The organism is Sphingopyxis sp. JAI128, from assembly GCF_014207235.1.
GTDB lineage: Bacteria > Pseudomonadota > Alphaproteobacteria > Sphingomonadales > Sphingomonadaceae > Sphingopyxis.
On sequence record NZ_JACHDA010000001.1, the window covers coordinates 738,536 to 754,092 of the forward strand.

The following is a 15,557-nucleotide window of genomic DNA, read 5'->3' on the forward strand; positions in this document are numbered from 1 at the left end:
TTTCCCGTTTTTCCTGCGTCTATCAGGTTAGCTCCAGCGTAGAATGGGGACGCAATGATCGATTTGGGAATGATGCCGGAATGACACGAAAGGCTGGGAGCATCTGGCAATGCCTGTTTTATCGGGATCCTGGTTGACGATGGCGGTCCCCCATCCGGATCGCGATCTGGCCGCGTGGATGACCACCTATGGCCCTGGCCTGCGGCGCTATTTCAGCCGCCGGGCCAACGAAGCTGACGTCGACGACCTGGTGCAGGAAGTTTTCATGCGCCTGCAGTCGGCAGAGCTCAACGCACCGATCGACAATGTCGAACGCTATCTCTTCACCGCCGCGCGCAACGCATTGATCAGCCGCCACCGCCGGCAAAAGGCGCGGTCGGCAATGCTGCACGACGAGTTCGAAGAGAGCCTCGAAATCGCCGACCAGCGGTCGCCTGAACGGATCGTCATCGGGCAGCAGGAATATCGCCGCGTTCTCGAAGCGATCCAGAACCTGCCGCCCCGCGCACGCGAAGCGTTTCAATATCACCGCTTCGAAAACCTGACCTATCAGGCGATCGCACAGCGAATGGGCATCTCGAAGGAAGCGGTGAAGGAATTGATGCACCGCGCGCTCGTGCGGATCGCCGAAGAAATGGAGCCGGGGCTATGACCGGCAAGCAAATCCTCGAACGCGCAGCGCTCCGGTCCGAAGCTGCCCACTGGTTCAACCTGCAACGGTCGGGGGACATGACGCTTGACGACGAGCGGCGCTTTCATGAATGGCTCGACCAGTCCGACGCGCATCGCGACGCTTATCGGCTGATCGATCGCGCGTGGATGATCGCGGGCACAATCCCGCAGGATCCGGAAATGCTGGGCGAACCCGAACCGGTGACCGACCGGCGCGCGCCCTGGCGCCGCTATTTCGCCATGGCCGCGTCGCTGTTGCTCGTCGTCGCGGTCGGCTGGGGCGCGTACCAGATGGGCATGCCCGGCTTCGGCGGCGTGCAGGACCAGCATTTTCTTACCGGCGTCGGCCAGACAACGACCGTTACCTTACCCGAAGGATCGACCGTAACGCTCGATTCCGAAACGGAAATGCGGGTCAGCGAAAGTCAGCATGAGCGGCGCGTCGACCTGGTCGGCGGGCGCGCCTTTTTCCGTGTCGCGGCCGATCCGTCGCGGCCTTTCATCGTCCATGCGGGTGGCAAGAGCGTTCGCGCGATCGGCACCGCGTTCGAGGTCAGCTTCGAACATGGCAATATGGTCGTCACGCTTGCCGAGGGGAAAGTGCGGGTCGAAGAAGCGGCCGCAGAGCCGGGCAGCGGCACCGATATGGCGCCCGGCGGCCAACTCGTCATCGGCGCCGACCATAATTGGACGCTGCGCCGCGTCGACGTGGCAAAGGAAACCAGCTGGACCGAAGGCCGGCTGATTTTCATGCGCGATCCGCTATCCGAAGCGGTCGCCGAAATGAACCGCTATTCGACGCGCAAACTGGCGTTCAAGGACGGAAAGATTCCCGACAAGCAGGTCGTCGGCGTGTTCGAGGCCGGCGATGTCGACGGCTTTGTAAAGGCTATGGAACTCAACGACATCGCGCGCCGCGTTTCAACCACCAACGACGAAATATTGCTTTCCGGCAGCGAGTGACTGCGCGCCCATCGGTTCAGGATGCCGCGGGTGGAATGCCGTCGGGGATCAGGAAGAGCGGCAGGATGCGCGCGATCAGGTCGCGCATCGCATCGTCGCGCTGATCGAGCATATCGCGCACGGGCGGACCGATCACCGCGTCGCCGAACGCCGTCACCGCCATCATCAGCACCGCCGCGCGCACCCGATCGGGGGCGCCGGCATCGGTCGATTGCCCGACGATCGCATCGACCAGCGCGCGGACCGCTTCGCGCACCGGTTCCAGATGTTCGACGTCTCCCGACAATATGATCCACGCCGCGAGCGGGCCGGCACCACCCTTGTCGAACGCATCGAACACACGGTCGGCGACCGTCCGCGGCGCTGCCGCGTCGGTCTTGAGCAGCCCGACCACATTGTCGAGCGCGGTCGTCAGATCGCGCACCATCGACCCCATCAGCGCCGATTGCAGTCCCGCCGCCGATCCGAAATGGTGGAGGACATTGGCGTGCGACATGCCGATTTCCTGGCCGACATTGGCGAGCGTCACCGCCGCCGGGCCACCGTCCAGCAGCAATTGCCGCGCCGCGACCAACGCCTCTTCGCGGACCTCGTCCCCCGAACGCTTGCGCCGCTTTTGATGCGGTCGCGCTTGCTTGTACATTCTCGATCCTTTGCAGCCGTCACGCCCACGGGAGCTTTCGTCCGGAAGCCTTACCGCAAAGCGGCCAATTGTCACCCTTGCCGTGACAACAGGCAAGATTACCGCTGGAAACTGCCGAATAGCCGAAGCTTGCACCTTGCCTGCGACGATGATATAAACATTGATGTTAATGTAACTTGAGTCGCAGAGAGGTACCTATGTCTTCCCCCATCCGTACACCCGACGACCTGCACATCGAAAAGCGCGACCTGAAATTCGGGCGTGAAAAGGCGCCCCCGCGCTGGTGGCACAGCAACGACCCCGGCCGCACTGCCTTCTTCAACGCCCTCTCCTCCACTTTCCCCGTGGGCGAGAAATTCTTCATGACCTCGGTGCGCCATTATCGCGCGGGCACGCCGCAGCCGCTACGCGGCCAGATTGACGATTTCCTCTATCAGGAATCGATGCACAGCCGCGAACATGTCGTGTTCAACCGCCAGGCCGAGGATGCCGGCTTCGACATCGCATCGGCCGAGGATCGCGCCCGCCGCACGATCGCCTGGGCCAAGCGCCGTTCGCCGATCCAGCAGCTTGCCGCGACCTGTGCGCTCGAACATTTCACGGCGACGCTGGCGCACGACGCGCTGGCGAACCCCGAACATCTGGGCGGCGCGTCCGAAGAGGCTCGGCAGCTGTGGCGCTGGCATGCGATCGAGGAAATCGAGCATAAGGCCGTGGCGTTCGACACCTATCTCCACGCCGCGCGATCGATGACGCCGCTGCGCCGCTGGCTTAAGCGCAGCACCGTGATGTGCGTGACCACAATGCGTTTCCATTATGTCATTTTCCGCAACACCGCCGACCTCCTGCGGCAGGACGGCCGCAACGACTGGGCGACTTGGCGGGTGCTGCTCGCCTGGCTTTACGGCCGCCACGGGCTGATGCGCGCGTTGCTGCGCGGCGTCTTCACCTATATGAAACCGGGCTTCCATCCGTGGGAAATCGACGACCGGCCGCTGCTCGAAGCCGCGCTGCAATTGCTCGAAGCCGGCAAGCCGAAGGGAGTAGCCGCATGAGGAGGATCGCTTTCGCCATCGCCGCTGCCACCGTCGCCGTGCCCGCCACCGCCGCCGACATCACCGGCGTCTGGGCGACCGGGACCGAGGGCGGGCGCGTCGAAATCTATAAATGCGGCGGCGCGCTGTGTGGCCGCGTCGTCGATGCCAGCCGGCTGCGCGCCAACCCCGATCTGCGCGACGTGCGGAATTCCGATCCCGCATTGCGCCAGCGCAAGCTCAAGGGCCTTGTCGTGCTCAAGGGCTTCACCGGTGGCCCTCGCGAATGGAAAGGTGGTCCCGTCTACGACCCGGAATCGGGCGACGGCGCACCCAAGGGCCAGCTGAAGCTGCTTCCCGGCGGCAAGCTCGAACTCAAGGGGTGCGTGGCCTTTTTTTGCCGCACCAAGATCTGGACGCGCGCCGGCTGATCAATCGACGAGGTGAAGAAGCGCGGCGGCGGCGGCGGCGAGCAGCCCGCCCCCCGTCGCGAGCTTCGGCAGCGCCCGCGGGCGCCCGTAGAGCGTCAGGACGATCAGGGCCGCGGCAACCGCGGCCAGACCCACCCATTCGACCAGCGCGAAGCGCCAATTGGGCGCAGCCAGCGCGGCCGCCAGCAATAACAGGACCCCGGCCCAGCCGATGCGGCGCGCCCAGCGCGGATCGGCGGTGACGCCCGCATCGCGCGCGTGGCGCTGCATCGACAGGCTGAGCAGCGACACCCGGCCGAAGGCTTAGCGGCGGGGGCGGCACTACGAAGGGATTGCAACCGGCCGGGGCTCATCGCCCTCTATTGCCTATTGCGATTGATTTGCAAACTAATCGAAGCGGCGTGTCCGCCCGGATCAGTGCTTCAGATATTGGCTCGGCGGAACGCCGAAGGCGCGGCGAAACATCGCGGCGAATCCGCTGGGACTGTCATAGCCGACATCGTAGGTCACCTGCGTGATCGAGGCGCCCGCCGCGAGCAGCGACAGCGCCTCCATCAACCGCACCTGCTGGCGCCAGACCGCCAGCCCCATTCCGGTTTCCTGTTTGAAACTGCGCGTAAAGGTACGCCGCCCCATCGCCGCGAGCGCGGCCCAATCGTCGATGTCGCGGGGGTCTGACGGGTCGGCAATGATCGCATTGCACACACGCAGCAGCCGCGGGTTCGAGGGCATCGACACCTGGTAGGGCGCATTGGGCATCCGTGCGATCTCGTCGAGCAGCAGGGCGATAATGCGCCCCTCGCGCCCATTGACGTCGTAAAGCGCGGGGAAGTCGACAACCTCAAGAATCAGGGATTTGACCAGGTTCGACACTTCGAACACGCGGCATTCGCGTTCATGCTCGTGTCCGGCGCACGGCATATACAGCGTGCGGAGCGACACCGGGCCGCGGCAGGCGACCTCGTGCCGCGTCCCAGCCGGCAGCCACACTGCGCGCTGCGGCGGGATGACGAAGCTGGTGTCGGGCGTGCGGACCGACATCACCCCTGCCGAGGCATAGAGGATCTGGATATGGTCGTGGCTGTGCATCGGGTCGACGAAGCCCGCGGGATATTCATCCTGCAGCGCCATCACCGGGCGTCCGGCGGTCAGGACATCGACGCTATGTTTCATGGCCCGATCCTCGCTAATCTTGGACAATTGCACAATATAGGCCGGACGCCTCGCTGGCCAGCGGCGATGGCCGCGCTGGCCTGTCCGCTGCGGTGATTGGCCCGATCGGGCGATAGAGGCGGGCGGGTAAAAGCTATCAGGCGATCGAGGATTGTTTCGGGAAGGATTTGCCAGCTATGCCAAAGGGCTTGGACACCATGCAGAACGATATGGCCGACCCCGACATCCGCCGCTTTGTCGACGCGATCAACGCCGCATATGCCGAACATGGTGCCCCCGCCGGCACGAGCATGGCGGCACGCCGCGCCGTCGCCGAACGCGTCCGCAAACCTTGGCGCGAGGGTGGCCCGATAATGGCGGAGACGCGCGAACTGGATATGGGCGGCGTGCGCCTGCGCCTCCACCGTCCGGTCGGGGACGCAAAGCTGCCCGTCATGCTCTACATCCACGGCGGCGGCTGGACACTGTTCAGCATCGACACGCATGACCGGCTGATGCGCGAATATGCCGCGCGCGCCGGCATCGCGGTGCTCGGCATCGATTACAGCCTGTCGCCCGAGAATAAATTCCCGGTCGCGCTCGAAGAATGCGCGGGGGCGCTCGACTGGATCGCGGCGCAGGCGGATGCGCTGGGCCTCGACGCCGGCCGCGTCCTGATCGGTGGCGATTCCGCCGGCGCCAACCTGTCGGTTGCGACCTGCCTGCTGCAACGCCAGCACGGGCGCCCGCTGCCGATCGCGATGCTGCTCAACTATGGCGCGTTCGCGCCTGAACATGCGCCCAGCTATACGCGCTTCGGCGCGGGGGACTATCCGCTCGAGGCCGACGAGATGGACATATTCTGGGCCAATTATATCGACACCCCCGACCAACTCGCCGATCCGCTCGTCGCGCCGCTGCGCGCCGATCTGTCGGGTATGCCGCCCGCCTTCCTCGCCATCGCCGACTGCGACATATTGGCAGATTGCAACGACGCCTTCGCACGCAAGCTCGAAGAAGCCGGCGTGCCGACCCGCGCCGTGACGTACCAAGGCGCAACGCACAGCTTCCTCGAAGCGGTATCGATCGCCCCCCTCGCCAGCCGCGCGCTCGACGAGCAGGCGGCGTGGATCTGTGATATCGTCGGGACATGACGAACCTCTACGCCCCCCGTAGCGCCGCAGACATTGAGCAGTTGATCGCCGACTATCCGCTTGCGTGGCTCGTCTCGCGCGATTTCCATGCCAGTCCGCTGCCGCTGCTGGCCGAGACCGACGGCGGCGGCGCGGTGGTGGCGCTGTTCGGCCATTGCGCGCGCCGCAATCCGCTCGTCGCCGATTTCACCGCCGATCCGCGCGGGCTGGTCCTCTTCAACGGGCCCGCCGGGTACGTTCCGACAAGCCTGCTGTCGAAACCCGATTGGGCGCCGACGTGGAATTACGCGGTGCTGCGCTTCATCGTCGAAATCGAGTTCGTCGAGGGTGAGACGCAGGACGCGATCGAGCGGCTTGTGAGCAAGATGGAGGATGGCGCCTGGTCGACAGCGAGCCTTGGCACCCGCTATGGAAAGATGCTCGACCAGATCATCGCCTTTCGCGCGCATGTCCGATCGGCCGAGCACAGCTTCAAGCTGGGACAGGACGAGAGCGCGCATGGGTTCGCCGAAATCGTCGCAGGCCACAGCGACCGGACGCTCGCGGTGTGGATGGAAGGACAGGCAAAAAGGTGAAGCTCTTCTTCGACGATCGCCAGATGGCCCATGCGCCCCTGCGCGAACTGCACAATGGCGACTGGGTGCCATACGCCGAGAATGTCGAGCGCCCACGGTCGATCGTCGATGCCTTTACCCATTGGCGCCCGGTGCGCGATTTCGGCATGGCGCCGCTGTTTGCGGTGCATGATGCCGACTATCTCGCCTTCCTCAAACGCGCACACGGCGATTGGCTTGCCGCCGGGCGCAATGGCGATGCGATCGGCTATACCTTCCCCGTCCGCCGCCGCCGACCGCTCGCCTTCGCCCGGATCGACGCCGATCTCGGCGCCTACAGCTATGACGCCGGGACGCCGATCGCCGCGGGTACATGGGAATCGGCCTATTGGTCGGCGCAGGGCGCATTGACCGCGCTCGATCATCTCGCCGCGAGCGGCGAGGCCCACGCCTTCGCGCTGTGCCGCCCGCCGGGTCACCACGCGGGGCGCGACTATATGGGTGGCTATTGCTACCTCAACAACGCCGCCATCGCAGCGCGCGAGGCGCATCATCGCGGCCTCGGCCCGGTTGCGATCCTCGACATCGACTATCACCATGGCAATGGCACGCAGGATATCTTCTACGACGACCCGGACGTCTTCTTTTGCTCGATCCACGCCGACCCGCGCACCGATTATCCCTTCTATTGGGGCCATGCCGACGAGCGCGGCGAAGGCGCCGGCGAAGGCACGACGCTCAACCTCCCCCTGCCGCGCGGCACCGACGGCCAAAGCTACGCGCCCGCGCTCGATACTGCATTGGCGGCGATTTCCGACTGGGGAGCGAAATTCCTGATCCTGTCGTTCGGCGCCGACACCCACAGCAGCGATCCGATCTCGAGCTTTGCACTCGAACGCGAAGATTATGCTGTGCTGGCGGCGCGCATCGCCACACTCGGCGTTCCGAGCCTGATCGTGATGGAAGGCGGCTACGCCGTCGGAGACCTTGGAAAGAATGTCGCGGCATTTCTTGCGGGTTTCGAGGGGTAACATCGGCTTACGGCGGTTAGCTGCCACCGCCTGACACTGTCCAAAGGTCAGTAAAAGTCAGCCCTGTGCGCCGCCCGATTTGACGCCGCAGGGGTACGGGACGCGTCCCGCCGCGATAGCCTGCGCAAACGAGCCGGCAACCGCTTTTTATCGACCAGTCGAAAGAGCCGGTATGAAGGCTGGCATAGCCGGATAATGTAGGAAAGCCTTTTTTGCAGGCGCCGGCTTTGGGGTGGTTAGCCGTCACAGCCAGCTCCCCCCTCGTCCCCCCGGACTTGATCCGGGGTCCATGACTTCGACGCCGCGATGGATCCCGGATCAAGTCCGGGATGACGATGGAATAGAGGATCGCGATTACTCGTCAGCGACCTCAAATCCTCCCTGTCACGAAGCGATGGGCAGGGGGACCGCTCGCGAAGCGAGGGGTGGAGGGGCTGCGTTATGCCCCACCGTCAGCGCTTCGCGCTGCCACCTCCCCATGGCTTCGCCACAGGGAGGATTGAACGTCCGCAATCGGTCCGAACCCGGTCAAAGCCGAAAGGGCCGCCCCGCCATTCGCGGCGGAGCGGCCCCTTCCCATTCCTCAATTCAGACTGAACCGTACCGTCGCGCCCAGCGTCCGCGGCCGGGCCACCGAGCCGGCAAAAGCGAAAGGCGCGTTCAAAATGCCATATTGGTCGAACAGATTCTTCGCGAACAGACCCAGTTCGATCCGGTCGTTCACCGTCACCGACGCGTTGAGGTCGACAAGGTGGAAGTCGCCCTTCTCCAACGACCCCGCGAAATCGACGGGCGCGCCCGACAGATAGCGGTGCGCGATGCCGAAGCGCGGCTTCAGCGGCGCGTCGGCGAAGCTCAGGTCGAGCGAGTTCGACAGCGTCCATTCGGACGCGCCGGGCAGCCGCGTTCCCTTCGCATAACCGCCGCCCGGCGCGAAACTGTCGGGCAGCAGCGACGACAGGCGCGCGTCATTATAGGCGACGTTCGACGAGAAGCTGAGGTTGCGCGTCGGACGCAGGTTCAAGCTGATCTCGACGCCGTCGATATCGGCGCCGCCTCCGTTCACCGTATAGGCGTTGAAATCGACCGGCGTGAACAGGCGCGCCTGCACATTGCCCCAATCGATATGATAGGCGGTGACATCGACGCTCAGCGTCCGGTCGACCAGGTCGAACCGCGTGCCGATTTCGTAATTCTTCGTCGTGTCGCTTTCGAACGTCAGCGGCAGACCGGGGACGGCGGCCGAATAGACGTTGACGCCGCCGATGCGGAAGCCTTCCGAATAGAGGGCATAGATCATGAAGTCGTCCGACGGCTTCCAGGTCAGCGACGCCTTGGGAATGAAGTCCGAATCCTTATCCGCGGCGGGCGCGAAATCGAACGGGTCGACCAGATTGGCGTTGGGCAGATATTGCAGACGCGGGCGCGAGCGATATTCGAACAAGCGCCCGCCGAGCGTCAGCGTCAGCGTGTCGACGATATCGAACGACGCTTCGCCGAAGATCGCCTTTTCGGTCACCCGGTTGCTGCTGATCGTCCGCGTCGCGAGGTCGCCGGGGGCAAGCTCGCTGCCCGGCTGGCCGTCGAACTCGCCGGGGTTCGCATCGATATAATCGGCGATGCCTTCGATGAAGGTGCCGTCGGTGTTGTTCGAGCGCAGCCGGGTATAATTGGCGCCGAGCAGCCAGCGGAAACGCCCGCCGTCGGGCGAGGCGAGCCGCAGTTCGCCATATTCGGTCTTCGACTTGCCGTCGCTGCTTGCCAGCTCGGGCGTGTCGGTGCGCGGGTCGTTGCCGCCGAAGATCGAGTTGTCGAACGCCAGGTTCGCCTTCTTCTCGGTATAGCTGCCGACGGCGGTCAGCGTCGCAAAGCCCAGGTCCTGCTCGATCCGCAGGCTGTGCATCATGAAGCTGGTGTCCTGAAACTCGGCGACGTTGGTCGCGCGGTCGAACGTCTTCGGCGGACCGAAGATCACATAGGTCTGATCGTCGAGATCATATTCCTGATACATGCTGAGCGCCGAGATGCGTGTCGTCTCGGTCGGGGTGAAGACGATCGACCCGCGCAGGCCGCGCACACGCAGATCGTTGCTGCCATCTTCGCCGAGCGAGATGTTGTCGAGATAGCCCGCGTCGTAACGCTGAAGCGCGACAAGCCGGACGGCGAGCTTGTCGGTGACGATCGGCACGTTGACCATGCCCTTGACGGCATAGCTGGCCTCGCCGGCGCCCTTGGTCGTCGCGACATTCCCCTCGAACCCCGCGTCAAAACGACTGGGATCGGCTTCGTTCACCACATAGTTGATCGCACCGCCGAGCGAGGACGAACCGAACAGCGTGCCCTGCGGCCCGCGCAGTACTTCGACGCGGCTGACGTCGAAACTGTCGACGTCGGGGATGACGAGCGGGAAGCCGGGTTCGATCAGCGGCACTTCGTTGAGATAATAGCCGGTCGTCGCCTGGTTCGCTTCATGATAGGTGGTCGATGCGACGCCGCGGATCACGACTTCGGAAACGCCGGGCTGGTAATCGTTGAAGACGACGCCGGGGACGCGCGTGATATAGTCGGACAGGCTCTGGGCGTTGAGCTTTTGCAGCGTCGCCTCGCTGACCGCGCTCACCGAACCGCTGACGTCGCGCACGGACTGCTCGCGCTTGGCGGCGGTAACGACGATCTCGCTGTCGTCGGTCTCCTGCGCCAGCGCGCCCGACGCCGACCCGAGCGCCAGGATCGAAATACCGCATGCGGCGACCCGCCGGATCGATGCAAACCCCATTTTTGCCTCCCTATTTGATAATGCCTATTGGTAGGAAAATCCGATGCTCAAGCTATCATGCGAAACTGGCGTGACGGCGATGGTCGGGCCATAATCCAGCCGGATCGGGCCAGTGCATCGACACGGGAGCGCGCAGTTTCGCGAGGACTTCCGCCCAATTTGCCCGATCGATGGATTGGGCGGCCTGATCGGCGCAGTAAGCCAAGGGCGGCGACATAGATTGGACGGAACCTCCCCGCAGGATCGAAAAGAGAGTCGCATGCGCAGCATCGGAAAAATGGGTCGGAGGGCTTTTATGGGCAGCGCCGCCGTAGCTGCGCTCCTGCCCGAAAGCCGCAGCATCTGGGCCAAGGCGCCTGACAGTCGCTGGCCCAGAGTCGCGCCACCGCTATCGCCGCGCATTTCCCATGTCATCGCGCAGCTCGGCCGCCAGCGCGACGACCCTTATAGCTGGATGAAATTCATCCCCGCCGAAGGCGAGCGCACGCGAGGCAATTTGCCCGAAGCCGTCGCCGCGATGCTGAAGGCCGAAAACGACTATGCCGACGCGATCCTTGCGCCCCTGGCCGATGAGCGGCAACGCCTCCTCGACGCCATGCTCGCGCGATCGTCGAGCGAGATCGCGGCGCCGGCGTTCGAAAAGGACGGCTGGCGCTATGAATCGGCCAAGCCGTCGGGAGCAGCCCACGCAATCCATACGCGCCGCCAAAAGGATGGCGAGGCGGAGCAACTCGTCGACGAGGCAGCGCGGGCGGCGGGCCAGTCCTATTTTCGCAGCACCGGACATCAACCGAGCCCCGACCACCGCTATTTTGCCTGGGCGGAGGATGTGATCGGAAACGATCGCCACCGCATCTGCATCCGCGACAACCAGAGCGGCGAAGTCCGCATCGTCGTGGGCAAAGATGCCTATGGTTATGGCGGCCTCGTCTTTGCGCCTTCGTCGCGCTGGCTGTTCTGGATCTGGCGCGACGCGCACAACCGGCCGACGCGGCTCTACCGGACATCGGTCGATGGAAAGACCACCGATCTCGTCTATGAAGAAAAAGACCCGGCGATCTTCATGCAGGTGAAGCGCACGGCGGCCGACGGCTTCGTCGCGCTGACCCTCGCCGGCCCCGAGACCGCCGAAGTCCGGCTGATATCCGCGGCGGACGAAACCGCCGAACCCGCGGTCGTGTGGCCGCGCAAGGTCGGGGCGCGGTATGAAATCGACGAATGGAATGGCGGTCTCGTCGCGCTCACCGACGGCGACGGCGCGTTCGACATGGCGCTGCTGCGCCTCGATCCCGCGAGCTTCCGCACGCTCGCGACGCTCGTCCCGCATCGCGCGGGCACGCCGATCCTCCAGCTCCAGCCCTTTGCGGCGGCGCTCGTCCGCCTCGAGCGGGTCGATGGGCTCCACCGGCTCGTCGTCCTGCACGCCGACGGTTCGGAACGGGAGATCGCGTTCGACGACCCCGCCTATTCGATCGAACTGCTGCCCGAGCAGGATTATCGCGCCGCATCGGTGATGATCGTCCACCAGTCGCCCAAATCGCCCCGCCGCTGGATTCGCATCGACCTTGCGAGCGGCCGGCAGGTCGTGGTCCAGCAGCAGGCGGTGGCGGGCTTCGACCCCGACGATTATGTCGTCGAGCGCCTGTTCGCACCGGCCCCCGATGGCGAGATGGTGCCGGTCACGCTGCTGTCGCGCCGCGATGCGCCGAAAGACGGCAAAGCGCCGCTGCTCCAATATGGTTATGGCGCCTACGGTATTCCCAGCGACCCCGAATTCTCGGTTCCCGCGCTCGCGCTGGTCGATCGCGGCTGGCGCTATGCGATCGCGCATGTGCGCGGCGGATCGGAGAAAGGCCGACGCTGGTTCCTCGGCGGCCGCAAGTTCACCAAACGCAACAGCTTCACCGATTTCATCGCCTGCGCCGAATTTCTGGCAGCGAAGGGCTATACGACAAGGGGCAAGGTCGTTGCCTATGGCCTGTCGGCGGGCGGCCTGCTCGTCGGCGCGAGCATGAACATCGCCCCGACCTTGTGGGGCGGTGTGATCGCGCAGGTGCCCTTCGTCGACATGCTCAACACGATGAGCGACGGCGCGCACCCGCTCGTGCCGCTGTTCCGCCCCGACTGGGGCGATCCGCTCGCCGACCCCACGGCCTATGACTATATCGCCTCGATCTCGCCCTACGAGAATGTCCGCGCGGCGCCCTATCCGCCACTGCTCTGCACCGCGGGGCTCAAGGACGACCGCGTCGCCTATTGGGAACCGGCGAAACTCGTCGCCGAAGTGCGGCACCGCTCGACGAGCGGCAATCCCGCGCTGCTCGCCACCGACATGGACAGCGGGCACCAGGGCAGCGCCGACCTCAAGAGCGAATATCGGCAAAAGGCGCTCTTTTGGGCCTTTGCGATGCGCTGCATCTAGAAAAAGGGGTCGCCCCGACTGCGCGCCGCGCATCCGTCGGGCAAAACCGGGCTCGCTCGCTCGATCGCCGGACTTGCCGTTAAACCGCTGTTTTGACGCGGCGATTGTGCCGATCGATCCGAACCGGATCATTTACGGTCGAAATTTCGCGGTCGATGGCACAAATCGGCCTTAAAACCGCACGGCGCGAAACGTTAAATGTCGCATGACCAGCAAAGCAACACGATCGAACGAGCCGGTAGGACGGCTTTTGGGTTGGCTGGGCTTGCGCGATACTCGCAGCAGCCCCCCGGCAGGGTTCGCCTTTCCCGACGGAGGCGGCCCGCGCGACCTGACGCGCCTCGCGCGGCACCAGCTCGTCGGCACGATCATGGCGTTCCTCGTCGACAACGACCTCGACGTTTCGCCCGCCAACCTGCTGCTTGCGCACGCCGCCTTTTCGGGAACCAACCCGCATCTCGCGCGGCAGATTTCGACCCGGTCGCAATCGCCCGGCGGGATCAACCAGCAATGGCTCGACGAACTCGCCGATCAGGACAGAGGCCAGCCCGATCGCGCCGACCTCGACCGGTTGATCGCGCGGCTCGAAACCAATCTCGATTCCTTTCACGCCAATACGAAAGAAGCGCGCTGCGTCACCAGCGACTATGGTTCGGAACTCGAACAGCATGTCGTCGACCTCGAACAGCTTCGGAAAACCGGCCGCATCGTCTCGAGCCTTGCCGACCTCGCCAAGGTGATGCTCGACCGTACGCGCAAAGCCGAGGACGACATGCGCAAGAGCGAGGACGAAGCCAAAGCCCTGCGCCGCAGCCTCGCGCGCGCGAAGCGCGATGCCGAAGTCGATTTCCTGACCGGCCTGCCAAACCGGCGCGCCTTTGAACTGCTGCTCGACAAATATTACCACGAAGCGCGCGCCGCATGCGAACCGCTCAGCGTCGCCTTTTGCGATATCGACGAATTCAAGAAGATCAACGACGTCCACGGTCACGAAGCCGGGGACCGCGTGATCAAGGCCATCGCCGATACGCTTGCTCGGATTTCCAACGACCATTGCCATGTCGCGCGGCATGGCGGCGAGGAATTCGTCATGCTGTTCCGCGATGCGACGCCCGGGCAGGCGGCGCTACGGCTTGACGAGGCGCGCGAAGCGCTTGCCGACCGGCGTCTGATCAACCGCAAGACCGACGAACCCTTCGGCCAGATCACCTTCTCCGGGGGTGTCGCCGACGTCTTCGGCTATGGCGACACGCGCGGCGCGCTGAAGGCCGCCGACGATGCGTTGTACAAGGCCAAGGCGGCGGGGCGAAACCGCGTCGAGATCGCCGACCCGGCCTGACTACCTATCCCGCACGGGGGGCGGGAACCGCGGGCGATCGCTCACCAGAGAGAGATCGCCCGCGGCAACCGTCAGCCGGTAGTCGGTCGCGCAGCCGTCCACAGTCCGAAACTAGCGATGATGGCGTAGCAGACAAGCGGCACCGCCAGCGCGATACGGATGTCGCCGCTGAGATCGGCCACCGTTCCGAACAGGAAGGGGACGATCGCCCCGCCGATGATCGCGGTGCACATGATGCCCGATCCCTGCGGCGTTCGTTCGCCCAATCCTTCGGTTGCGAGGCTGAAGATCGTCGGGAACATCAGCGAATTGCAGAAGCCGACGAGGATCAGCGCCCAGCCCGACAACGCGCCGGTCGTCACCGCCGACAAAAGGATCAGCGAAATCGCCCCGGCTGCAAAGGTGGTGAGCACCCGTCCCGGCTTGGCCAGCCGCAGGATGAAGCCGCCCAGCAACCGGCCGACCAGTGCGCCCAGCCAATACATCGCGACCAGCTTGCCCGCCGCCTGGAGCCCCAGCCCCATCACGCTCGGTTCGGCGAGATAGGCCATCAGGTTCGATCCAATCGCCACTTCGGCACCGACATAGACAAAGATGCACAGCGCGCCGAACTGGACGCGGCGGTTGTGGGTCAAGAGGCCCCAAGTGCCCTCGAGCTTTACGTCGTCGGTTCGGGCGTGATCGAGCGTCGACCGGTACATCCAGAACACCGCCGCGATGACCAGCATCAGGACGCCGAGCCACATATAGGCAGTGCCGATCGACGCGCCCTCGGCGACGCGATAGGCCTGAATTTGCGCCTCGCTCGCGGTATCGGCATCGATGGGCTTTGAATCGCCGAGCAGGAACGTGGCGCCGCCATATACCATCAGGAACACGCCGATCGAATTGAACGCCTGCGCGAAGGTCAACCGGCTGTGCGAGGTTTCGACCGGCCCCAGCGTCGTGATCACCGGGTTCATCGCGACCTGAAGCACCGTTATCCCAGCACCGATGCAAAACAGCGCGGCCAGGAAACCGGGATAGGACGCCGCAGCCGAGGCCGGGATGAACAGAAAAGCCGCGGCCGCCACGATGATGAACCCGAGCACGAAGGTGCGGATATAGCCGAGCTTCGACATGATGATTCCGGCGGGGATCGAAAAGGCGCCATAGGCGATGAAGAACGCCATCTGCACAAGGTTCGCCTGGGCGTGCGTCAGGTGGAACATCGGCTTGAATTTGCCGACCAGGAGATCATTGATGTTCGTCACCCCGCCGAGCAGGAAAAACACCGCAAAGGCGAGGATCAGGACGAGCTTGGTGCCGCCCCCTCCCTTGTCCGGCTGGTCGACCGCATTCGGGTCCACATTCGTCGCAACGCTCGGCGCCAATGCCATGTCTCTC

General features: G+C 64.6%; 14 protein-coding genes. 9 read left to right on the top strand and 5 right to left on the bottom strand.

Annotated features, from left to right (window positions below; all coding sequences use genetic code 11):
* The first annotated feature begins 139 nt into the window (after positions 1-139).
* Both HDC35_RS03750 and HDC35_RS03755 read left to right on the top strand, forming a co-directional pair.
* Positions 140-652, top strand: a complete 513-nt coding sequence (locus tag HDC35_RS03750; protein ID WP_184643744.1) for an RNA polymerase sigma factor — start codon at positions 140-142, stop codon at positions 650-652.
* On the top strand, positions 649-1,635 hold the full coding sequence (locus tag HDC35_RS03755) for a FecR domain-containing protein (RefSeq protein ID WP_184643746.1): 987 nt from the start codon (positions 649-651) through the stop codon (positions 1,633-1,635). Before HDC35_RS03750 ends, HDC35_RS03755 begins: the two co-directional genes overlap by 4 nt.
* A 16-nt stretch (positions 1,636-1,651) precedes the next feature.
* Here HDC35_RS03755 and HDC35_RS03760 read toward each other — a convergent pair whose 3' ends face one another.
* A complete protein-coding gene (locus tag HDC35_RS03760; protein ID WP_184643748.1) occupies positions 1,652-2,278 on the bottom strand; it encodes a TetR/AcrR family transcriptional regulator in 627 nt (208 codons plus the stop codon).
* Between the two features lie 197 nt (positions 2,279-2,475).
* Here HDC35_RS03760 and HDC35_RS03765 point away from each other — a divergent pair, with 197 nt between their 5' ends.
* A complete protein-coding gene (locus tag HDC35_RS03765; RefSeq protein WP_184643750.1) occupies positions 2,476-3,333 on the top strand; it encodes a metal-dependent hydrolase in 858 nt (285 codons plus the stop codon).
* Positions 3,330-3,743, top strand: coding sequence for a DUF2147 domain-containing protein (locus HDC35_RS03770; protein WP_184643752.1), 414 nt, complete (start codon positions 3,330-3,332; stop codon positions 3,741-3,743). The genes HDC35_RS03765 and HDC35_RS03770 overlap by 4 nt, the downstream gene beginning before the upstream one ends.
* Here the strand turns inward: HDC35_RS03770 and HDC35_RS03775 are convergent, their stop codons facing one another.
* Both HDC35_RS03775 and HDC35_RS03780 read right to left on the bottom strand, forming a co-directional pair.
* A complete protein-coding gene (locus HDC35_RS03775) occupies positions 3,744-4,034 on the bottom strand; it encodes a DUF3325 family protein (RefSeq protein WP_311770707.1) in 291 nt (96 codons plus the stop codon).
* 123 nt (positions 4,035-4,157) lie between these two features.
* Entirely contained in the window at positions 4,158-4,916 is a 759-nt protein-coding gene (locus tag HDC35_RS03780; RefSeq protein ID WP_184643754.1) for a helix-turn-helix domain-containing protein, read from the bottom strand.
* Positions 4,917-5,092: 176 nt separating this feature from the next.
* Here HDC35_RS03780 and HDC35_RS03785 point away from each other — a divergent pair, with 176 nt between their 5' ends.
* The 3 genes from HDC35_RS03785 to HDC35_RS03795 are packed head-to-tail and all read left to right on the top strand — an operon-like array spanning position 5,093 to position 7,634.
* On the top strand, positions 5,093-6,049 hold the full coding sequence (locus HDC35_RS03785) for an alpha/beta hydrolase (RefSeq protein WP_260397482.1): 957 nt from the start codon (positions 5,093-5,095) through the stop codon (positions 6,047-6,049).
* Positions 6,046-6,624 carry an FMN-binding negative transcriptional regulator gene (locus tag HDC35_RS03790; protein WP_184643756.1) on the top strand — a complete coding sequence of 193 codons (579 nt, stop codon included), beginning with the start codon at positions 6,046-6,048 and terminating at the stop codon, positions 6,622-6,624. The genes HDC35_RS03785 and HDC35_RS03790 overlap by 4 nt, the downstream gene beginning before the upstream one ends.
* On the top strand, positions 6,621-7,634 hold the full coding sequence (locus tag HDC35_RS03795; protein WP_184643758.1) for a histone deacetylase family protein: 1,014 nt from the start codon (positions 6,621-6,623) through the stop codon (positions 7,632-7,634). The genes HDC35_RS03790 and HDC35_RS03795 overlap by 4 nt, the downstream gene beginning before the upstream one ends.
* Positions 7,635-8,217: 583 nt before the next feature.
* Here the strand turns inward: HDC35_RS03795 and HDC35_RS03800 are convergent.
* Entirely contained in the window at positions 8,218-10,410 is a 2,193-nt protein-coding gene (locus HDC35_RS03800) for a TonB-dependent receptor (RefSeq protein ID WP_184643760.1), read from the bottom strand.
* A 295-nt stretch (positions 10,411-10,705) separates the two neighbouring features.
* Between HDC35_RS03800 and HDC35_RS03805 the strand changes: the two genes are divergently transcribed.
* Together HDC35_RS03805 and HDC35_RS03810 are read left to right on the top strand one after the other, a co-directional pair.
* Positions 10,706-12,832 carry a S9 family peptidase gene (locus tag HDC35_RS03805; protein ID WP_184643762.1) on the top strand — a complete coding sequence of 709 codons (2,127 nt, stop codon included), beginning with the start codon at positions 10,706-10,708 and terminating at the stop codon, positions 12,830-12,832.
* A 205-nt stretch (positions 12,833-13,037) separates the two neighbouring features.
* Positions 13,038-14,171, top strand: coding sequence for a GGDEF domain-containing protein (locus HDC35_RS03810; protein WP_184643764.1), 1,134 nt, complete (start codon positions 13,038-13,040; stop codon positions 14,169-14,171).
* Between the two features lie 71 nt (positions 14,172-14,242).
* On the opposite strand, the gene HDC35_RS03815 is transcribed toward HDC35_RS03810, so the two are convergent.
* The gene (locus HDC35_RS03815; protein ID WP_184643766.1) at positions 14,243-15,550 is read right to left on the bottom strand and encodes a sugar MFS transporter; all 1,308 of its coding nucleotides are present in this window, start codon (positions 15,548-15,550) and stop codon (positions 14,243-14,245) included.
* Between the last annotated feature and the right edge of the window lie 7 nt (positions 15,551-15,557).